General features: G+C 35.6%; 19 protein-coding genes. 6 read left to right on the top strand and 13 right to left on the bottom strand.

Translation table 11 applies throughout. From position 1 onward, the window contains the following. Positions 1–8: 8 nt before the first annotated feature. Complete coding sequence (locus RIV7116_RS08445) at positions 9–215, top strand: hypothetical protein (protein WP_015117872.1); 207 nt, start codon at positions 9–11, stop codon at positions 213–215. A 53-nt stretch (positions 216–268) separates the two neighbouring features. After that, positions 269–547: a hypothetical protein gene (locus RIV7116_RS08440; RefSeq protein WP_015117871.1), complete on the top strand. Its 279-nt coding sequence runs from the start codon at positions 269–271 to the stop codon at positions 545–547. Positions 548–927: 380 nt separating this feature from the next. On the opposite strand, the gene RIV7116_RS08435 is transcribed toward RIV7116_RS08440, so the two are convergent. Genes RIV7116_RS08435 through RIV7116_RS08420 form a run of 4 tightly spaced genes read right to left on the bottom strand, consistent with a single transcriptional unit; the run spans position 928 to position 4,161 of the window. Beyond that, on the bottom strand, positions 928–1,644 hold the full coding sequence (locus tag RIV7116_RS08435) for a DUF6753 family protein (RefSeq protein ID WP_015117870.1): 717 nt from the start codon (positions 1,642–1,644) through the stop codon (positions 928–930). After that, positions 1,641–2,627 carry a cobalamin biosynthesis protein CobQ gene (locus RIV7116_RS08430; RefSeq protein WP_232435777.1) on the bottom strand — a complete coding sequence of 329 codons (987 nt, stop codon included), beginning with the start codon at positions 2,625–2,627 and terminating at the stop codon, positions 1,641–1,643. The genes RIV7116_RS08435 and RIV7116_RS08430 overlap by 4 nt, the downstream gene beginning before the upstream one ends. A gap of 47 nt (positions 2,628–2,674) precedes the next feature. Further along, the gene (locus RIV7116_RS08425; protein ID WP_015117868.1) at positions 2,675–3,058 is read right to left on the bottom strand and encodes a hypothetical protein; all 384 of its coding nucleotides are present in this window, start codon (positions 3,056–3,058) and stop codon (positions 2,675–2,677) included. Next, positions 3,058–4,161 carry a ParM/StbA family protein gene (locus RIV7116_RS08420; RefSeq protein ID WP_015117867.1) on the bottom strand — a complete coding sequence of 368 codons (1,104 nt, stop codon included), beginning with the start codon at positions 4,159–4,161 and terminating at the stop codon, positions 3,058–3,060. Before RIV7116_RS08420 ends, RIV7116_RS08425 begins: the two co-directional genes overlap by 1 nt. A gap of 919 nt (positions 4,162–5,080) precedes the next feature. Here RIV7116_RS08420 and mobV point away from each other — a divergent pair. The 4 genes from mobV (at position 5,081) to RIV7116_RS08400 (ending at position 9,163) form a co-directional block, all read left to right on the top strand. Then, on the top strand, positions 5,081–6,661 hold the full coding sequence (gene mobV / locus RIV7116_RS08415; RefSeq protein WP_015117866.1) for a MobV family relaxase: 1,581 nt from the start codon (positions 5,081–5,083) through the stop codon (positions 6,659–6,661). Positions 6,662–7,308: 647 nt separating this feature from the next. Beyond that, a complete protein-coding gene (locus RIV7116_RS08410) occupies positions 7,309–8,133 on the top strand; it encodes a hypothetical protein (RefSeq protein WP_015117865.1) in 825 nt (274 codons plus the stop codon). 392 nt (positions 8,134–8,525) lie between these two features. After that, the gene (locus RIV7116_RS08405; RefSeq protein ID WP_015117862.1) at positions 8,526–8,798 is read left to right on the top strand and encodes a hypothetical protein; all 273 of its coding nucleotides are present in this window, start codon (positions 8,526–8,528) and stop codon (positions 8,796–8,798) included. Continuing rightward, on the top strand, positions 8,795–9,163 hold the full coding sequence (locus RIV7116_RS08400; protein WP_015117861.1) for a clan AA aspartic protease: 369 nt from the start codon (positions 8,795–8,797) through the stop codon (positions 9,161–9,163). Before RIV7116_RS08405 ends, RIV7116_RS08400 begins: the two co-directional genes overlap by 4 nt. Before the next feature lie 13 nt (positions 9,164–9,176). On the opposite strand, the gene RIV7116_RS08395 is transcribed toward RIV7116_RS08400, so the two are convergent. Genes RIV7116_RS08395 through RIV7116_RS08355 form a run of 9 tightly spaced genes read right to left on the bottom strand, consistent with a single transcriptional unit; the run spans position 9,177 to position 19,884 of the window. Beyond that, positions 9,177–10,745, bottom strand: coding sequence for an AAA family ATPase (locus RIV7116_RS08395; protein WP_015117860.1), 1,569 nt, complete (start codon positions 10,743–10,745; stop codon positions 9,177–9,179). Positions 10,746–10,754: 9 nt separating this feature from the next. After that, a complete protein-coding gene (locus RIV7116_RS08390) occupies positions 10,755–12,122 on the bottom strand; it encodes a hypothetical protein (RefSeq protein ID WP_015117859.1) in 1,368 nt (455 codons plus the stop codon). A gap of 5 nt (positions 12,123–12,127) precedes the next feature. Further along, the gene (locus RIV7116_RS08385; protein ID WP_015117858.1) at positions 12,128–12,454 is read right to left on the bottom strand and encodes a hypothetical protein; all 327 of its coding nucleotides are present in this window, start codon (positions 12,452–12,454) and stop codon (positions 12,128–12,130) included. An 11-nt stretch (positions 12,455–12,465) separates the two neighbouring features. Next, positions 12,466–14,292 carry a type IV secretory system conjugative DNA transfer family protein gene (locus tag RIV7116_RS08380; protein ID WP_015117857.1) on the bottom strand — a complete coding sequence of 609 codons (1,827 nt, stop codon included), beginning with the start codon at positions 14,290–14,292 and terminating at the stop codon, positions 12,466–12,468. Continuing rightward, positions 14,285–14,842: a hypothetical protein gene (locus RIV7116_RS08375; RefSeq protein WP_015117856.1), complete on the bottom strand. Its 558-nt coding sequence runs from the start codon at positions 14,840–14,842 to the stop codon at positions 14,285–14,287. The genes RIV7116_RS08380 and RIV7116_RS08375 overlap by 8 nt, the downstream gene beginning before the upstream one ends. A 2-nt stretch (positions 14,843–14,844) precedes the next feature. Further along, on the bottom strand, positions 14,845–16,524 hold the full coding sequence (locus RIV7116_RS08370) for a hypothetical protein (RefSeq protein ID WP_015117855.1): 1,680 nt from the start codon (positions 16,522–16,524) through the stop codon (positions 14,845–14,847). Between the two features lie 37 nt (positions 16,525–16,561). Beyond that, positions 16,562–17,371, bottom strand: a complete 810-nt coding sequence (locus RIV7116_RS08365) for a hypothetical protein (protein ID WP_015117854.1) — start codon at positions 17,369–17,371, stop codon at positions 16,562–16,564. Positions 17,372–17,386: 15 nt separating this feature from the next. Further along, the gene (locus RIV7116_RS08360; RefSeq protein WP_015117853.1) at positions 17,387–19,084 is read right to left on the bottom strand and encodes a TrbI/VirB10 family protein; all 1,698 of its coding nucleotides are present in this window, start codon (positions 19,082–19,084) and stop codon (positions 17,387–17,389) included. Then, the gene (locus RIV7116_RS08355) at positions 19,084–19,884 is read right to left on the bottom strand and encodes a hypothetical protein (RefSeq protein ID WP_015117852.1); all 801 of its coding nucleotides are present in this window, start codon (positions 19,882–19,884) and stop codon (positions 19,084–19,086) included. Before RIV7116_RS08355 ends, RIV7116_RS08360 begins: the two co-directional genes overlap by 1 nt. Between the last annotated feature and the right edge of the window lie 4 nt (positions 19,885–19,888).

The following is a 19,888-nucleotide window of genomic DNA, read 5'->3' as shown; positions in this document are numbered from 1 at the left end:
GTAGATAAATGAGTAATGAGCCAAAAACAAGTAGATATCAGATAGTTTCATCGATGACCCCCGATGAACTTCTGAGCGAAGGGTATGCGAACTATGATGATTTTTATGACCCCTCAATAGAAGAGCGTAAAAGAGAAGCAGCTAGAGATGAAGAAGAAACAAGAAAGAATGCTAAATCCCAGGAATATTGGGATAAATATTACACAGAGTTTTGATATGAATGCGATTTAACGGTAAATGCTCTCTGTTCAAGTGAGATGTACGGAAAATGACTAAAAAAGGAAAGTCAAAACGACGGAAACAGTCTTTATGCAGGATATGCAAGAAAAATCCTACCTGGCGTTATAAAAACTCAGATGGAACTGTTTGCAAACGTTGCTACCATAAATACGTTTGGGCTGAAAGACCAAGTGCAAGAAAATCTCAAGAAACTGCTGCAATCAATAGTGAATTTGAAGTCGAAGATATAGAATCCTCAGAAGAATTAATTTTCGATGGTTACACCGGAGAATTTTATCCGGTTGACCAATACTATTGGTGGTTGTGAGTAGAAAATTTGATTTACAACTTAATTGTTAGCGTTCAGGATCTGTAAGCAAACAATTAAGTTGTAAACTGACAGATATCCTAAAGCCTTTATATTTCGTTGACATTTACAATTTTACTCAAAATAAAGTTGTAAACTGTTTGGGTGTAAAACTGTTGGTTAATAAGAAACCGTAAACAATAAAGTTTATTACTGTCACATTAATTATTAGCTTAAAACCAGAAGAGTTTTTACTAAAAAACGGTTAACAAGTCTCAAAAGTTATAGTTCAAGATTCTTTCTCCAAATCAAATCCCGATTCCTATATGTGACAGTTAGTTTATGACTTTACGACCTAGTTTACGAGTTTACGTCTTAGTAATAAACTTTATTGTTTGGGTTCAAGAACCAAATTTACGTTTATCTGCCGGAACCACCCAAATGGTGCAAAATCCTGACCTGGCTTTGCGGTTATATTGCGATAAAACTACTCCTAACTTTTGAGCATCTTTAATACATTCCCTATTCTCTAAATAACCTCGATTCCAATTAATCAAGTCTTTCGCAAATTTTCCCTCATTCGACATAGCCCATTTCATCGCGTTCAACTCCTCCCAAGTCAAATTATTAGATTTGACTAAGGTATACCCATTCCCCAAAACACCAACAATCCAAGGTGGTATCGTTACTCCTCCGATAAAACCCGCTCCAAAAATCAGAAAGAATACAATAGCAGCCGGATAGATAGAATTGATAATATTTCGACCTTCACGCACCAAAGATTCATGAATCAAAGCTTGTGCAGCTCGGTTAATTGCTACTTTCTGTCTTTGAACAGCAACTTTTTCTACTGTCTCCAGATTCTTGGCTAAATCTTGATTCCAAGTTTTGAAAAGTACTCTTAATGTTTCTGGTGCATCCTGTAACATTGCTTCCAATTGTCCGGTAGCAACTAGTACCAGAAATAATGGGTCATCTTTTGATAAACCACTTCTAAAAGCGAAATCCACTACTCGCTGCTTAAACTCTTCACTCTTCCCTTTTAAAGCTTCAGCAAGCAACTCATCGGGAGTTTTGGGTTTTTCTTCATTACTTTTTGAAGTATCACCCGTACTCATTGAATCAACTCCGTTGCAGCTAAAGAAGCATAAGCCACTTTGAGGAAATTTTTCACCCGCTGTTTGGGAATGACTTTCAGTTCGGGGTGTGCGATCGCCATATCGAAAGTTATCCCCAAACGGTCAATCATATTCCTTTCCCAAAATGGAAATTTGGGAAAATCCATAACTATAAAATTGTAATCATCGATAGCTGATTGAAATTCAGGCATTTCGTTTATATACTCCCATTCATCGCACAATCCTTGATTTCTTACAAATACATGAATAATGTCATTTCCAAAATCATCCAGTGATTTCAGAAAGAAATTCACCGAATCAACTCCTCCCATACAGACAAACCATTTAATAAACTTAATTGAATTATCTTTACCCAAATTGACTAAATCATTACGTTGTATCCAATCGGTAACATTGGAATAAACTTGAGCGGGTAAATTGACAAGTACAGATTTTTCAAAAGCCAAATCAAATATTTTATCGGCTTTGGATGCCAGCTTTTCATCATCGCTGAAGAAAGCAACCTCTACCGACGGATAAATAGTAGCTATGTCTTTGTTGCTGATATCCGCATCAACAATTGCAATATCGTAAGCGATGGAATTACAGTATTCAATAAACGTCCTACAAAAAAATGATTTACCGCATCCCCCTTTTTCTCCATCAATAATGTGAATAATTGTTGGTTCTTTGAAACTATTTTCTTTACTTACTCGAACAAAACCATTAGTTGATGTTTGTTGCTTTTCATCGCTGTTATCATTACTTTTACTAGGTTCTACCTCTGCTTTTCCATTGATTGGAGGTTCTGTAGTTTCTTTATTTACGAACGAGCCATCAATTTCTTTATCCCAATCATAATTTTCTTCATTTGTCGGCAATTCATTGTTATTCACACTTAATTGTTCTGGATTATTTAGTGTCTGCATATCTTCTCGAAGAGTTAAAGTGGTTTTTCTTGGTCTGCCTCTTTTTCTTTTCATTTTTCTATAACTCATAAGTGCCTGTATCCTCATGATTCAAAATGTTGCTACATGAAATTACTCAAACCCGCATCATCATAAACATGATTTTCTGAATCGTTATTATTTGAATGCAACGCTCTATCGTGAGAATTTGAAGAAGAAGAATTTTGTGTTAAAAATTTTAGAGGAGCGTCTTCTAATCCTGCTAATTCAACAATCTCTTGCGCCTGTTTTCTCAGAGCTTGTATACAGCTTCTAGCTATACGCTGTACTTCTTTTTCATCATTTGAATCATTAGCTATAGCGTGAGTTAGCCAAAATGAACGCACTGCTACAAGCATCATTTGGGTTTTACCAGCCATCAGATTAGACTGAATATGTTTCATTAATTTTATATCCATTGGCTTACATGGTTGATAGCGCCAACGGAAATCAATTTGTTTTTGCATCAACTTACCTGTTGCGAAAAGTATAAAAATACGCTGTAAACATCAGCCAAACGACTTCCCAAACCGAAGCCATCTACTTGTGTGGGAATATCTGCTCCCACTCCCCATAAACAAGGTGTTCCAGAATAATGAGAATTTAGCTCTCTCCTCATGTAATCCGCAGTTCCACCGCAAAACAAGATTTCTGAAACCAAGTTTCGGGCAACTACTTGGTCTAACCAACTTGTAAGTACTGCTGCATACTCGCTTCTAGCAAGCTTTATAGCCTGTTGTATTTGCATCAATTCATGGCGTTTATTGGTATTACTTGTGCTTTTCAATAACTTGGTTAAAGGAGTAGTAGAGATATCGCTACCAGCAGCGACTACAGCAGGAGCTAATTGTGAAGCATCTTGTCCGGAAGTTCTAGCAACTGCTTTTTCTAGCAATCGAATCATTCCTAAGTCAGAAGTCTTTCCGTCAGGTGCAACTATTCCTTTATCGCTGATTAATACCGATGCATTTCTATAACCCACCATTACTAACGCAATGATTTTAGTTTTGATAGCCTGTCCCAACTTCTTTTGGTAAGCAAGATATATTCCTGCACCTTCAGGTAAACAGTTGAATTCAGTTAATTTAACCTGGATTTTTCCTGTTGGAGTTATGAAACCAGCAAGTATTGCTTCAAGATTTTTATGAAAACTATCTCTATTTTCAAACTCCCCTGGTGGTAATAAGCAAATCAGCGCCAATCGAAATTTTTTACCTAACTGAAGTTTCTCGGAGATAGCCCAAATAAAAGCTAATGTTTTGGCAATTGCGCGTTCGTACTTTAATTCTTTCAACCCCTGGTTTGCATAATACTTACTTTTCGCTAAATAGCCCACAGCAAAAGTTTCGCCCATGCAATTAACCCATGCAGCATTTTCTGGTTCGGTTGCACCCAAAACAGAGGAAGCCACTGAATCTAAAGAAATTTTTACTACCTCCGGTTCCATTACTAGAGATGCTGTTTGATTTTTCTGTGTACAATAAACACCTTTGGTTGCACTTCCTCCAAAATCTAAAGCCAGAATTAATAAGGGAGATGAATTATTTTTCTGCTGAGTGTTTTTACTCATGTAATTTTATTAATTTAATACATTTTTTTGCAAGGAAAGCAGGGGAAAGTAAGGAAAGAAAAGGTCGATTATTAGTTAAATTTATGGGCTTTTCGGCTGTTTTTCATCAATAATTCCTTATGATTCCTTCTCGTTATTTTGATTAATGAAACCTGTCTAACTGCTACGGAGATAGGGGTTGAGGAATAAAACACAGTCTTAAATGACTAAATTCGGTACTAATTTGAGAAAATATTTAGTGCAGCGTTAAAAATACGGCATAAAATATTCCAGCTTTTTCTCAGTTGCAAAGGTGAAACACACTACACCTTTGTTTTGAATAATGGCTGGTAAATAATTCAGCGATTATCACGTTAAAAATTAAATTGGTCATAGTTCTTGACTTCCGAATAATGGTTCTTCAACGCAGCACATTTAATTAATAAAGCTGATACATGAATTGTTCAATTTGCTCGCTCTAAGAGAATTCTTAATTACCTTGTTAGCAAACTAATACTGATTCGTGCAATATAACTAAAGGCAGATAATATACATAGACCAAAAGTGTCTAAAAATATCCGTATAAAATTATAGATAGCGCAAATTAAATCAATTAAAATTATTGTGATGCTGTGTTTATTTCTATGCTTCTGTCTAGAAAACATCATCTTTAAATTTATCTTCTGTATAATTACTAGTTTTAGCGATATAGAGGTGTTCTAAATATTAACCGAAAATAGTTACAAGAATAGATTTCATCAGTCTTTATACACAAACAGAAGTATTAAAAAGCCTCTTATGTATTTATTTAATCACGTAGTTCATAAGACATATTTTTTGGCTATTTTTAGATATTTTTGGACATCAATTCTGCACGCTTATAGATAAATGCGATAACAGTAAATAAAATTAATTGTTATTATTTTCTCAAATAAAAAAGATGGCTTTTACAATTTGTCGGATACAAAAGATAAAATCTTGGGGAGCTTTAGCCCGCAGTGAAACACACACTGTTAGAGAAGTGTATACACCTAATGCTAATCCACAGATAAATAATTTAGAAGTGATAGAAGATTGTGACAACCTTGATTTGGAAATGAAGGTGAGAGACAAAATCGGTTCCCAAAAATATCGTTCTGATGCTGTTCTAGCAGTCGAGATGTTACTGAGTGCGAGCGCAGAATACTTTCGCCCCTATGCAGCACACGAAGGTGGAAGTTATCATAAACAGCGCTTGGATGATTTCGTAGAGGCAGTTGTCAAATGGTTAGATAATTGTTGGGGCGATCGCATAGTCAAAGCGTCATTACATCTCGATGAGATAACACCCCATATTCATGCTTACCTCGTACCGTTAGATGAGCGAGGGAAGCTCAACTGCAAAGCGCTGTTTGGTACAAGAGTGAAAATGTACCAGTTACAAGATAGTTTTGCTAATGCTGTTGAACATTTGGGAATAGTACGAGGTGTAAAAGGGAGTGTTGCGACTCACACTAAAGTCAAGAAGTACTATGCAGCAGTAAATCAAGATTCTCAATTACTCGATTTAGAGCGTTATATTCCCCAACCACAAGCACAAGAAGCCAGTGAAGCATATAGACAAAGGGTGATTGAGCTATTAAGTCCGCAGTTGGAGGTGATTAATTATCAGTTGAGAGAGCGCAATCGCATTCTTCAACAACTCACCGAATTAAAGCAAACTGCATCTGTGAGCGAAGAATTACGAAAGCAGTTAGAAAATGAAGTAAAGCTACTCAGTTCAAACCAAAAACGACAGAATCTATCACAAGAGGAAATTGCTTACGAACTAGGGCTGAATCAATATAAGCACAATGATAACCCCTTATTATTGGTAATGAGCGTTAACAAGTGTAATTTCGATGATGCAGTAGTTTGGTTGCGGGACAGATTTGGTGAAACTGGTATGACACACGCAGTCTCTAAAAGCGCTTTAAGTATTGCACGGCAAACACAAGAATCTATATTTGCACCACCTATACCTTCACCCAACCAAATTTCAGTTGTTGAAGATTACCTAAATCAAAAGTATTGTATTCCACTAAAGCTTTTAAAATCCCTGCAACAACGAGGTTTATTGTATGCTTCGACTGACGGTAATGCAGTATTCATAGCCCGTAATCTCGATGGGGGAACAACAGGAGCTTATTTATATTCTTTGAAAAACAGCGAACACAAATTGAGCTTACATTCGGGTAGTAGACGCTCAATCGGTTGGTTTCATTTAAGTGTAGGTGGTTCAAATAGTGGATTGATAAAAACAGCGGTTCTAAATTCTTCTCCAATAGATGCACTCAAGATTATGGTAAGAAATGCACCTCATAACCATAGAACGCTTTATCTCACTCTCGATAACGAAAATGCACCACTACCGTCAGAATTTCTCAATACTTTGCCAAATGTAGTTGTTGCAATGCCAGAAAAAAGAATCATGGCGATACGAAAAATTTTACCCAACGCGATCGATGTTTCTAAATATAACCAGCAACAACAATCCTATTAACATGATAATTGCTGCATCTAAGATTCAATTTATCTATTTTTTCAAAATTCAGTGTAATCAGTGATAAAAATAACCCGGTATTTCTTAGTGCAATCAAAGAGATAATACTGATACGTGTGTACCATCAGTAAAGGTATAGATGATATCAATAGCAATATTTATCCATAAGAATATTTTTTTTATAATCTAAGCGTTAAAGCTAGCTAATAACAGGCTATTTAATGCACATTTCATAGACCAAATTTACGTGTATATAACTAATATTACGCTTAATGTATGTAGATAAAATATCTCAAGATTAAGAGTAATTATTTTACTTTTTAAAAATAATTTAACTAATCATAATAACATTTTGAAGCCTGCATATTTTTAAGCTAGTATGAATTTAACAATGTGCGATTTAAAGCACAGATAAAGTTTGTATTGTTCTAAATCTGGTGCTATCTACTTTTTTACTTACGAAAAGGTGCATTAATTAAGTCTACCAATCTGCATGATAATAATTAAAAGACCAGACATATATGTCTGGTCTTTTGTACAACAATGAATAGCATTTCGTTCGAGGATTTGTTTGACAAAAATTTTGGTTAACCTGAGATTTTTTGGCTCAATTTAGATTATTTATTTTATCAGAGTTGTTGGTAGTTATGAACCAAAAAGATAACATAAACATCGACCCAAAACCTCATCAAAATTATGATGCACAATTGCCAAGAGTATCAATTTCCTGTTGGCGCTATTACGACCTATGTTGGAAAGCTTATCAACTACCAAATGGTGCTTTATTCATGAGTGACCGGCAGATGGCACTATTAGTAGGTCAACCTAAAAAGATTGTCCGCTCGTTTATTGAGTCACAAAACTTGGAGACTTTAGCTGTACAAATTGATAATGGTATTAAAGTTCAAGTTTATCCCTTGTCTGTGGCAGCAATTTACTTATCTACACTGTTGAAAAATGGCGATTTGGATAAACATCCTTTATTATTTTCTCGTCGTAAATGGCATTCCTTGATTAAAGCATTATGTAGATTTGAACCTATATCTCATAGTACGCCAAATCCTTGCTTTTTCACTGGTAATTATTGGGTAGAAGTAGCTAGAAAAATATCTGTTGAATTGGAGGTGAATATGAATATACAAGTTTTGCTTTTGCAATCTGGGGAATATCGTATTGAATATCAAGAAGGTTTGAGGTGCGTTCAACACGACTCGAATTGGTTAGTTAATTACTCACCGAAGAAGGCGAGGATTTTATCTAACTTGAAGCTTTCAAAGGATATTACGGAATGTCGAGTGATGGAGAAAGATGGATTTATAAGTATATATGCGCTGTCAATTCAAGATTGGTTGTCCGTATGGGAACATTTTGCGAACAGAGGAAATAGATTAGCTACTGCGCTTTTAAAGACTTGTGCGAACATTGGTATTTATCTACGGATTGAGAAGGCTATTTCTGAAGCAAACGAATAAAAAGTAGGTTGCTAAGAAGCTATCACAAACAATCAACTTTTAAGTTATTTCATAAAACGCATAACCATGCCATTTTCACTCTCTCGCTTGTTGTTTGCCGTCCTTAATCTTCGTCATGGTTCTCATCATTTAATTCTGCGATTCCAGTAAGTACTACAGGCGAACTGTCAGGAAACTCTAGAATTAAACCCATAGGACAGTCGCTACCGTAAAACTATCATCTGTATTCTCTACTAAAATATTCCAATTATCCACAATATTTATTGATTCTCTCCAAAAGTTAAAATGTAACTGCATAACTAAACTTGAAAAAGAGTAATGTAGCTAATTTTAACTTCTAGTTTAAAATCAAGATAGAAGTATACGCAGTTTGAAGAGAGTTTATTGCCTGTATGTCTAAACCCAACCTTAGTGATGAAGAAATTACCCAACGTGGGAAAGAACTCTACGACTCGAACATTCGCCCTCAAGTAGAGACACCAGAAAATATCGGCAAAATTATCTCGATTAATATTGAAACGGGCGAATATGAAATAGGCGATGATTTAATTGTAACGAGCTTAAAATTACGAAGCAAACAACCTGATGCAGCGCTCTGGTCAGAAAGAATCGGCTTTAATGCGGTTTATGCAGTTGGTGGTACATTGTTTAGGATGACAGAATGATAAACGGAACCGTAGTTGGGCTTCAAGCTCAAATAAGCGTCGTTCTATGTCTTGTAGAAATACCAAACATAGAAATTCAGTTCGTTGTAGATACTGGATTTGAGGGCTTTTTAACCTTACCACCTGCTGCGATAGCTAAACTTGGCTTGACCTATCTTACACAGATAAATGCCAACCTTGCTAATAACTCAAACGTTTCAACTGACGTTTTTTTGGCGACTATTTTATGGAATGGGATAAAGCGTGATGTGACAGTTCTGGCAATGGGTCGTCGTCCACTTGTTGGAACTGCCTTACTTCAAGATTATCACCTGGGCATTGACTTTCGAGAAGGTGGAACGGTTTCGGTTGATGAAATTTTGTAAGAATGCGTTTCATTTAAGAAGAAACGTCTCCCCAAAAGCTAGTAATCGCAGGAGCAAAAACCGACGTATCGGGACTTGATGCAGGTTGAGTAATAAATTTCGCACGATTGGCGATCGCCAATATCCTATCCGTATCTCTAACGTACAAAGGCACCATGATTTCTCGCTGCTCTAACAATTCATGTAATCCAATCTCCATCTTTTCACCTAGATGAAACTTAGCACGAGCAGCTTTTTGAACGATTTGCGATAATTCAGCACCCGTGCAGTTAACAGTTTTATTAAGAACAATTCGCCATTCTTTCTCTGTAAGCACGTCACCATTTTTATAACGGTTATCAAACCTCGCAAGATGCATGATCAAAATTTCTTTTCGCTCAATTGCTTGAGGAAATCCGACATAAAATATTTCATCAAATCTTCCTACCCTTGTCAATTCCGGTGGTAATGCATCAAGACGGTTAAGAGTTGCAACTACAAATACTGCACTTGTTTTATCCTGCAACCAAGTTAATAAAGTACCTAAAATTTGTCGAGAACTGCTATCTTCACCCGTAGATTTAGATGCAGCAAAAAGTTTATCAAATTCATCAAAATACATCACCACAGGAGCGCAAGCTTCTACCCGCTCCAATAAACGTTTGAGGTAAATCGCACCATCGGTAATCACAAGAGCAGTATCTACACTAATTAGAGGAAATCCTAAGATTTTAGCTATGACATTAGCTGATAAAGTTTTTCCCGTTCCTGGTGGTCCCACTAACAAACACCCTTTAGGAAGTGGAATTTTCGCTGTTCGTGCTTGAGGTAAAAAATCGTATTTGACATTTTTTACGTACTTCTTGAGTAAATCCAAACCTCCAAAATCAGGAATATTGGGTTTAGCAACAAAGTTTAGATTAAAAGAGCGAAAGCGATTTCTTTTATATTCAAGCAGTTGTTGAACGAAAATATCATAACTCAATTGAGAACAGGAATTCAGTGCAATCTTTAACCCATCACGTATTTCCTCTCTTGTTAAACCAGCGCAAGCACTGACTAGCGCTTGTTTGTTTAGTTTTTCAAAGAAGTTACATAAAAATTCTTCTATCAAATTAGTAATTTCTTCATGATTAGGTAGCGTATAAGAAATACTAGGAATTAAATTGCTTAAAGCTTCTGGTAATTCTACATCATCAGTTGAGAGAATGATTATTCTTTTTAATTTATTGCAATTTTTAAGCTGAAAATAGATGTTGATTAACTGAGAGATTATTTTAAGATAATTAATTTCTATTAGAGATGATAAATTTTCAAAGACGAAAATACCTGGCGATTCTCCATTTAATAAGTAATCAAGGTTAATAAAAATATTATTATGTTTGTACTGTGGATTAGCAAAGTTTAGTTGGGAATCAGAATCATATTTTGTTTGCTTAAAGCATCCCCACCCAGCATTCCATACATAAAGGGGGATATTTCGCATTTGAGCGCATTCAATATAAATCTCCTCCAAAACATTAATTCTTTCTGGTAAAGGAGCATTAACACTAACAATTGGAATACCAGAATCTAGGAATAAATTCAATTGAGACAATTTCATATAATATAACTATCTTTCTAATTCGTTATTTGCAACTCGATGAGTTTGAGATGCAATTACCTGTCTTTGACTTCTTGGTTGCAACTTGGGTAGAATTTGTTCAAAATAATTCAAATCGCGTTCGCTCATATTACTTGTTAACTGTCCACCAGTTTTTTCAAGTAAACTACCGCGTCCATCTTTCGCTTCAATTTGTACATTACCATCAGGACTAGCTTTCCATTTATAAGAAAATCGTCCATCAATTTCTACATCTCGTTGCTGTACAGCAGCATATTCTACAAGCACATTCGTAACTCTCTCAACACGAGCGAAATATTCAGCTTCTTGCTTCCCTACTGGAGCAAAAGATGCAGGAATTGGTTCATTTTTTTGTAGTGATTTTTGTAAGGAATTGATATCTTGAATATCAACATTTACTAAATCGCTTTTTTCTACTTTTACTCCTAAATTAGTGTCCCAAAACTGCATTACAAGTTTATCTGTAGCCGAATCTTTTACTTCATAGTGTGAACCATTGCGAGATATTTGATAATCACCCGCTTGATACTGATTTTCTCCTGGTTGAGTTTGTAATTGAAATAAGTTTTTGATTGATGCTGCAAATTTATGTTGTTTTGAATTTTCTTTAAATTCATTTATTCCTATCTTTACAGCAGAAGTGACACTTGAAATAACTGTTGATGCATTGTTAACTATTTGCTGCCACCAAGAAGTATTTTGAGGTTGCTTCAATCTTTGTTCTATTAATTCCTGATATAAATTACGTTCTTGTTGTAGTGCTTTTACTTCTGCTTTTAATTGCTCAACTTCTGAGCTTAATAATGTTTTCAAAGGACTATCTTCTAATAACTGTAACGATTCAGTTACTCGTGTTGAACCCGAAACGGGATGTGAGTTTGTATAATTCGGCTCAAGAGGCGATAATTCTGGTTGATTAATTTGATTAATATTACCTAGATTTTCCCAATATTCTAAATTTTTGGGTATTTTATCCGTAAAAGCTTCTTGCTCCAAAAAATTGTTAACGATTACCTTACCTTCCGAATCAGATTGTAAGAGAACTTTCCCATCTAATTCAATTCTCTTGTTAGCAGCACCATCTACAACTTCCCCAATTGAAGAAGAACGTAATTCTTGAAGTTGTGCAATTAATTCAGGATTTAATAGTTCCCCTGAGAAACCAGATACTTCATCACGAAATTGATTTTCATCGTGTCCATAAACTATTTTATCCCCATCAAATATTTTCAATCCTTGTTTGTCTGAATTTTGTTCTACATCTAATACAGCTTTTAATAATACTTCAATTAATTGTTCGTAACGCTGCTGCATTGCTGTTGCGTCACTTTCGTTGACAGTAAATATATTTGGCATTTCATTTACTCTCCTTTGTTAACTACAGCTACAGCTTCCAAACGATTAATGATTAATTTTGAGCCTACATAAAATACGGCTAATTGTCCATCAAGCAGCCAAGCATTAAAATCACTTTTTTGTTGAATATCTCTAGTACATTCATAAGCGGACAATCCGTTGATTTTTCCAGCCAACAGACCATGCTGGTCAAATATTTCAATTACATGAGGACAATAATTTTTATCTAAAACTGGTTTATCTTGTGCTTCAATGACCATTTCTAACCATTTAGGGTATTGTGATAAAACAGCAGAAGCTTTTGAACTATAATTAATTATTTTCTTTACCATATTGTTTAACTCTAAAAAATATTGTTTAATTCTTCTGGTGAAGCGAACTCTTCCCCTTCGTCAGGTAATGGAAATAATTTTTCTGCTAATGCTTTACGCTCTAAAAACTGTGCAGAACGTTCTTCATCGCTAACACTAACTTTATTATTTCCAACCAATCGTTCCCGTACAAAATCCCATTTACTTTCCGACCAATTCATTTCTTCAATATCGTAGAGGGGAACCTTTATTTTGTGTAATAGAGGAACGTATGCTTCCGTACCACGACTATAAGCTGGATTGATAATTACTGCTCTCCCCGTACCCATTTTGGCGAACTGTGCGGGTTCTAATAAATGTCGCTTTTGATGATGCTCGTTTCTGCTGCGAGAACCACCTCCTTTACCAGTACTCTGAGATTTGGAATTAAATCTAATTTCCATTTCTCCCAAGTAGTCGCTGAATATCTTTGCAGATTCAGGGTCTTGGGGATTAAAAATAAACTTAGTTGCAGTACCTCCTAATATTGCTCGTGATAATTCTTTCCCGTAAACTTTCTCTAGTTGAGCAATATTTTGATAACCTAAAATACCGACGAAACCATCTTCACGTCCCTCGTTTAGCCAATTAACAAGTGCTGGTAAATAGAATGTCGGTAGCTCATCTAAAGCAACAATCAAAGGGTCACTACGGGGAATAGTGCGGGTTATGTTGCGGGTTACAATCATGTGAAGAATTGCAGCAAGCAGTGGACTAACAATGTCTCTGTTGTTTCTATCCAATCCAAAAACAATCAACTGTTTTCCATCTAGATCCAAAGGAAGGGTTGTTTGACCGCAGAATGCACCCACAAAATCCCTTTTGAGAAAGCGTTGGAACATCCTTTGTGCTGTACCGATAATTGATGCAGCTGTTTTTTCTGAATCTTTGACGCTGATTAACTGCGATAATGGTCGGGAAGTCCAGACTTTTAGTTTTTCTTTTGATGCTGCTTCGAGTCTAGCAGCAAGATTTGGTAAAGATAAAATCGCTTGAGCCATCATCAAATCACAGTATTTATCTTCGCCAGTCAGAGTTTTAATAGCTTTAGTAACAAGTAAAATCCCTTCAACCAAAGAATCTCCAGCTTCCTCAAAGAATTTATCACTACTAGCATTTGCACCTCTGTCAAAATTACGAGAGATTACTTGTGTAAGTTGTCCGGCTGCGATTGCATCTTCTTCATCTCTGAGTAAATCCAACGGATTACAAGTTTCACTCTCACCAAACCCCGGTGCAAATATTCTCACTGAATAACCCCGTTTCATTGCATAAGCTACAGCTCGTTTGGTTTGTGCAGGGAATTTAAAATCGTAGAGCAGCATGGGAAAACCTTGATCAAAAGCACTACGAATTAACGGGTCTATTACCGAGAAAGTTTTACCAGAACCAGCTGCGCCAATTACGGCTATTCCTCTTTGAGCATCTGGTACATAAAGAGTTGAATTAGAAGAAAGAAGTTGTTGAGTAATTGTTGGTTTGGTTTTGATTAAACCGCGAGAGTACCATTGTTTTTGTAAAGCAGTTCTAATGTACGGGGGAGTTCCAACGTACAATCCCACAGAATTACGAATCGGTTTAGCTATCTGTTTCCTTGCTTTCTTGGCTGCTTGGGATTTTTCTCGGCTACCACCCCAGTAACTGGTAGCAACTTTACCTTTATAATTACTTCCAGAAATTAATTTGAAAATACCAATACTAGCAAAACATCCTAACAGTATTAAACCAGATTGTGATTTCATTAAATCAACTAATTTATCAATCTGGGAATTTTGTAGTGTTATAGATGGTTGTTGTACCGTATAAAAATTATTATTCATTTTTAGTTTTGGTAATAAAGTTTTTATTTAAGCGGATGTATTTACCTTGTTGATAACAAAATTTGGTTTGGGACAATAATTTGTCAGTATTGATACTTTGGGTAATAGTCAAACAAGGAAACCCTTGGTTAGCAGTTTTAAAAACCTTGACTAGTTCTTGTGCTTTTGGAAGTTGTGGATTAGCAATAAATTCCAAAAGTGTTTTACCTGAATCGTTATAAACTGAATATAAGCACCCAGCAGCGCCACAAAGTTGAGGTGAACCATAATCAAAAATATATAAGTTACCAGCACTTTGGGATGGAATTTGCATAACCTTTATTAAGGAAATATCAAGATAACGAGTTGATTGTTTAGTAACAACCTTTTTTAGAATAAGTTTTGGTACAACTTCATCTGCATTTTTCCAAGTGGTGATTGAATGATTTTTAAATAAACTTTGATATAAAGTTGATACAGTTAAAGTCATGATAATTATGCATATAATTAGAATAATTGCTTGACTTTTGCTGAGTCGTGTTTTATACAAATTACAAATATTTGATTGCATAATTATTCTGATAAACAATTCATTGATTCCAATTTTTGCTTGTATTTACCACTAGTTTTTTCCCCATATTCTGTAACTGTAATTCCCTTACTAACATCACTTACTTGAGAGTCAATCGGAATATTCACACCAGCGAAATACATTTGACTTGCACGCTCAATTAATCTATCTCCACTAAAAGGTTTACCTGTACTTGGGTCAGTTTGCTGCGATGTAATTGATAGTAAATTACTAGTTTCTGATTCTATTAAAGTTTGCTGTTGGGTTAATGATAAATTCTGTGTCTCTTCCCTATTTTCTACATCTGACAACGCAGAACTTAAAGCATCGAGATTAGCGCCCGATGAATGAACATTTCTGCAATCTCCTTTTGCAACAGGTATTAACTCAGATATATTATTATCCTTATTTGAAGAAATAATTGGAGAATTATCAAAAGTAAATCCACTACTCTTTAAGCCTGTAGGAACTGACACAGAGTTTTTATTTGAATCAATCTTACCGAGAAATATGGGTTCTTTTTCTCTATAAGTCATGAATGGAACCGGACCAATAAAATATGGTGTACATCCCAAGTCCACAAAATTATTTCTCATACAAACCCGAAAGAATAGAGATTGAGAGACTTTTCCATCAACTTCCGACACATCCCAAACGGCTACTTTAAAAGCATCACCGAATAAATTTCTACCAGTAGGCTCCCTTCCCCCATTTACCGAACCTAAAATTCCTCTTCCACCTTTAACAAACTGGTATTTACCACTAACCCAAGCTTTTCCGTGAACAGCTTGAGAACCAGATAGTTCTATATGAGCGCAGTCTTTATCACAAGGAACTGCAAATCCTTCTTTATTACTACCTGAGATAGTTCTATTTCTCTTTTGTTCGTCAGTTGCAAACGCAACATCTACTATTCCAACTTGCATACCCACGGGGTTAGCAGGATTAGGGAATTGGGAAAATGGAACATCGCTTAATCCGGGTACCTCATCAATATAGACACCTTGCCATTTATCAAAGCTAGCAATTGGAGTTGTTGATAATCCTGGAATTGAATCGATATTGTAAGATGCTAAGTCCAAAGATTCAAAGCTTAATTTACCCAAATGGGGAGATTTTTCAAGTAAGTTACTGATAGTTTGATATGAACTAAATGATGTTGATAAATTCTGTGATAGTAAATCGTATATTGGTTTTACATCCCTTATCTTCCATTCTTTTAAATCAGGCATTGCTTTAACCAAACTTTCTATTGTTTGAAATTTGACTACACCAAAACGGGATAAGTCAATTTCTTGGATATCAGAGCCAGCAATTTGAGAAATATCTAAAAGTGAAAATTCCCCGAGCTTAAAAGAGTCCTGAAAATCACCCAGCATTGTAAATGAATCAGGCTTTTGTCCCGCATCCCAACTACGAGAAGGGTCATATCCTAACTTCTGAGAAACATTTCCAGGTGCTTGAAATGAACCAGATTCAGTGATGGCTGGCATTTTAGAAAATGTAATTTGATTCCAATCTGGTAAACGAGTATTTTGCCAATTGACTGTAGGAATTTCTGCTTGTGCGGATGGAGGGTTTGATATAGATTTCTGTTGCGATATAATAATAACAGCACCACAAATCAAAAGTGATAAACTTAATCCACAAGTTCCGATTGAATGTTTTTTGAATAATTTCATAATATTAGTTTTTCGTTGTTGGGTTTAATATTTTGCTTTAATTACTTCCCCCTGCTCCCTGTCTTGAAAAGTTGCTCCACTTGGGGAGACCCCAAGACCGCACTTTTCGCTGCCCCCTGCTTCTTAGACTTCCGAGTTCAATTAACCGATTAACTAACCGCATTGAAATCCCACTTTTACGAGCGGCGTTATCTACAGATTCTCCCATTTCTACCTTGACTAAAAAGTTCGCTATTCTTGACCACAAACGGGATTCTCTATGAATCAAGCCTCTTTTACTAACAAGTTTTAACCCTCTACTTAGAAGCTGCAATTCTTCATTATTTTTAATGTTAGAGAATTGAGTTGTTTCGGAAGATATTTTGATATCAGGTATGATTTCTAAAGTATGGAAATTAGGAGTTTTATCTCTCATTGCCACTTTAAATAAATATACCTTTCTTCCCGATTTACCTTTTGCAATAACGGTTAATAAGCTGGTATTAGATAATGGTAATTGTTTTACTTTCAACGGCTTAATTCGTCTTAAATGTATTACCGTTGCCCCTTCTTTTTCACATTCTTTCCCCTCTGTTGATAAACAGCCATCCACGTCAAGTGATGCGAATGTAGGATTATCTAACCATACTTTTTCTACTATTTCTTCGCTTTTAATAAATGAAATATTTACTCCATAACCAGGCGATAATTCAACTTTGGGTATATTTTGGGAATTGTGACCAGTAGCAATTCCTTGTGGGATTTGTTTCACGCTCTGTTTTATTTCACTTGCAATTACTGGCGATAAATTCGTAAGAGGTAATAATATACAGCAAGCAATTGTCGTTTTCCACTGCAAAATAATCATCTTGGGCTGCCCTAGTTAAAATTGAAAAGATTCATTTACAAAGACTTGTACCTCAGTACCAGCTTTGACATACCAAATATCTCCTTGTCTTTGTAGTTCTTGTAGTGCTTGCTGATTACGTTTGAGAATTTGTTGAGTTAGCGGTTCAAATCCTCCCTCTAAAACCGCTCCTAAAATATTTTCTCGACCTCTTCTTATAGAAGAGAAAGAATTAGTACCACCAAACCCGCTGCTCGTTGATATTTGTTGTTCCTTTGGCTGGTTAAGAACTTTACCTACTTTCGCTAAAGAACCTACAGCAAAAGTTTGTGCATCTCGTCGCGCAATTTCTCCTTTCTTACTGTTGAAGCGAGATGCTACTAAAGGTTTTCCTCCATCACCACGAATGGCGATCGCATTTTCAGGCAGAATATATTCTTTACCATCAATCACAACTTGAGTTGCTTGAAGTTCAATTAGTCCCCCTTGATTAACGTTATTAATTTGAGCTACTACTTGAGAACCTTTTGGTAAAACAGCAAAACCGTCTCGTGTATTTAATGGTTGTTCCAGTTCGATTACAAAATTTTCACTTTTTGACTTATTTTTAGATTGTTGAAAAGAATTTTTGCTTTGATGTTTACTCCAAATTAAAGGGGTTAACAACTTTCCATCAACAGATTCCCCCACCTGCAATTGATAATTGTTTTCATATCCAATAATTGCAGTTTCTTCGGTATGAAGAGGTTCTAGTTCATTGTTGTTTGATGTTTGAGTTGTATAATCCGCTGTTTTTACTAAAGTTGCAGAGGGGATTATTTGTTTTGGTTGTTCTTGTATGGTGTTATCAATCGTACTTTCGGAAGCTTGCTTATCAGAATTTGCATTAATTACGCTTGAACCATAACTTCCCAGACGACTAATTTTAGTCCATTCTTCCATCGGGTCAATTTTTTCTTCAAGTTTGGGTGCAGTTGGTTTGCTAATTCTATTTGCTTTTTGTTGAAATTTGGGTATTTGTGGAACTCTAGGGAGACTATAACTTACAGGTAATGGTTGTGGTTTCGGACGAGGTATATATGGAACTCGTGTCGGTCGTGGCGGTCTTGAAACTATTTGATTTGTTACAGGTGTAGAATATTCTCTTGCTGGAGTTGGTCTAATGTTGGTTTTTATAGAAGGTTTCAAAGTAGGTTTAACTTCAGGTTTTGGTTTACTTACAGCCGTTTTAGGACTTTTAGCACGCTCCACTGATTTGATTTTTTCAGCTTGAGTTGATAGTGCTAATTCTGCTTTTAACTTTCCCATTTCTCTTTCGTTAGAATCATCAGCGATTTCTACTTTAGGTTTGGATTGTGATAAATATTGTGTAGGGGGTGCAGTTTTAAGACTACCCGACATAATACTGTTTAAAACTGTTGCAGCAGAACCAAACACCACCAACATTACCAAACCGACTGCACCAAATTTAGCGAAAGGGTTGCTATAAAAATTCGGTTGAGTTTTCCCCTCATGTGGAGAGTCGAATAATTCATGTGTTGCAATCGGATTTGTAGCATCTGCTTGATTGTTTACTTCTTCGGAATTACTATCTTTAATTTCATGTTTTTCCTCTTCGTTTAGTGGTTGATTCTCATCTTTAAAACCAAGTAATTTACCAAAGCTTACTTCATTCCAATCACTATCATTTTCATTTTTATCTATTCCATTATCTTGATATGGTTGCTCATTCATTATAAATTCTCCGCTTGTAAATCACGAATTGCATAAATTTCTAATCCACTAGCACGCACTTGATAAATAACAGCAGCTAATTCGCTTGTATTAACAGGAGCTTCTGGAGCAACTACTGCTCTCACAAATATCTCTTTATTAAATGGAATAACTTCTCCGGTAGTATTACTTTGGTCAAAAACATTTAAATTAGCAATAAGTTTTACTTTCCATTTACCTTCACTAATTTTGATAGGGGATTGAATTGATAGCGGTATTAAAACAACTTGAGTAGTACCTTTAAAAACTCCTTGAGGTGTCATTGACGCAAGCTTTTTTAGAAACTCTTGACGAAAATCTTCTGATAATGCATAAGACGCTTGCCATGCTCCTGAAGTAATTTTGCTGCCCCTTAATCCTCGCTCTCTAATATCTATACCTTTGTCCTTGATTGGTTTTGCGTTTTCTTCAACAGTTGTAGGTGGTAGTGTTCCAGACCAATTCATCATCAAGGTCATGGTATCGGAAACAAAGCGAGATATTACTTGGGGAGTTCTTTCACTATTTCCTAACGGTGTAACTTTAATTCCTTTACCTGTTTCTAATTGAACCAATGAAGGAGGTGGTTTTTTATTCAATTGGGCATAGGAACCATAGAGTAATATAAGTAGAAAAAATGTGATTAAATGTAATCCAAAAGTCCCAACAGCAAACAATGCTAAAGTATCGCCAGTAGAGAATTTTTTGGATGCACGATTTAAAAACTTTAATCTTTTATTATCAGTTGATTCTGAATAATGGTTGTTATCTAAGTTAGTCATCTGA

It is taken from the genome of Rivularia sp. PCC 7116 (assembly GCF_000316665.1).
Classification (GTDB): Bacteria; Cyanobacteriota; Cyanobacteriia; order Cyanobacteriales; family Nostocaceae; genus Rivularia.
The sequence above is the reverse complement of the archived record's forward strand: the minus strand, read 5'-3'. Positions and strand labels throughout refer to the sequence as shown.

What these genes read in the sequence shown, in the direction of transcription:
- RIV7116_RS08445 (WP_015117872.1), top strand. Translation starts at nt 9, where the DNA reads ATGAGTAATGAGCCAAAAACAAGTAGATATCAGATAGTTTCATCGATG.
- RIV7116_RS08440 (WP_015117871.1), top strand. Translation starts at nt 269, where the DNA reads ATGACTAAAAAAGGAAAGTCAAAACGACGGAAACAGTCTTTATGCAGG.
- RIV7116_RS08435 (WP_015117870.1), bottom strand. Translation starts at nt 1,644, where the DNA reads ATGAGTACGGGTGATACTTCAAAAAGTAATGAAGAAAAACCCAAAACT.
- RIV7116_RS08430 (WP_232435777.1), bottom strand. Translation starts at nt 2,627, where the DNA reads ATGAAAAGAAAAAGAGGCAGACCAAGAAAAACCACTTTAACTCTTCGA.
- RIV7116_RS08425 (WP_015117868.1), bottom strand. Translation starts at nt 3,058, where the DNA reads ATGCAAAAACAAATTGATTTCCGTTGGCGCTATCAACCATGTAAGCCA.
- RIV7116_RS08420 (WP_015117867.1), bottom strand. Translation starts at nt 4,161, where the DNA reads ATGAGTAAAAACACTCAGCAGAAAAATAATTCATCTCCCTTATTAATT.
- mobV (WP_015117866.1), top strand. Translation starts at nt 5,081, where the DNA reads ATGGCTTTTACAATTTGTCGGATACAAAAGATAAAATCTTGGGGAGCT.
- RIV7116_RS08410 (WP_015117865.1), top strand. Translation starts at nt 7,309, where the DNA reads ATGAACCAAAAAGATAACATAAACATCGACCCAAAACCTCATCAAAAT.
- RIV7116_RS08405 (WP_015117862.1), top strand. Translation starts at nt 8,526, where the DNA reads ATGTCTAAACCCAACCTTAGTGATGAAGAAATTACCCAACGTGGGAAA.
- RIV7116_RS08400 (WP_015117861.1), top strand. Translation starts at nt 8,795, where the DNA reads ATGATAAACGGAACCGTAGTTGGGCTTCAAGCTCAAATAAGCGTCGTT.
- RIV7116_RS08395 (WP_015117860.1), bottom strand. Translation starts at nt 10,745, where the DNA reads ATGAAATTGTCTCAATTGAATTTATTCCTAGATTCTGGTATTCCAATT.
- RIV7116_RS08390 (WP_015117859.1), bottom strand. Translation starts at nt 12,122, where the DNA reads ATGCCAAATATATTTACTGTCAACGAAAGTGACGCAACAGCAATGCAG.
- RIV7116_RS08385 (WP_015117858.1), bottom strand. Translation starts at nt 12,454, where the DNA reads ATGGTAAAGAAAATAATTAATTATAGTTCAAAAGCTTCTGCTGTTTTA.
- RIV7116_RS08380 (WP_015117857.1), bottom strand. Translation starts at nt 14,292, where the DNA reads ATGAATAATAATTTTTATACGGTACAACAACCATCTATAACACTACAA.
- RIV7116_RS08375 (WP_015117856.1), bottom strand. Translation starts at nt 14,842, where the DNA reads ATGCAATCAAATATTTGTAATTTGTATAAAACACGACTCAGCAAAAGT.
- RIV7116_RS08370 (WP_015117855.1), bottom strand. Translation starts at nt 16,524, where the DNA reads ATGAAATTATTCAAAAAACATTCAATCGGAACTTGTGGATTAAGTTTA.
- RIV7116_RS08365 (WP_015117854.1), bottom strand. Translation starts at nt 17,371, where the DNA reads ATGATTATTTTGCAGTGGAAAACGACAATTGCTTGCTGTATATTATTA.
- RIV7116_RS08360 (WP_015117853.1), bottom strand. Translation starts at nt 19,084, where the DNA reads ATGAATGAGCAACCATATCAAGATAATGGAATAGATAAAAATGAAAAT.
- RIV7116_RS08355 (WP_015117852.1), bottom strand. Translation starts at nt 19,884, where the DNA reads ATGACTAACTTAGATAACAACCATTATTCAGAATCAACTGATAATAAA.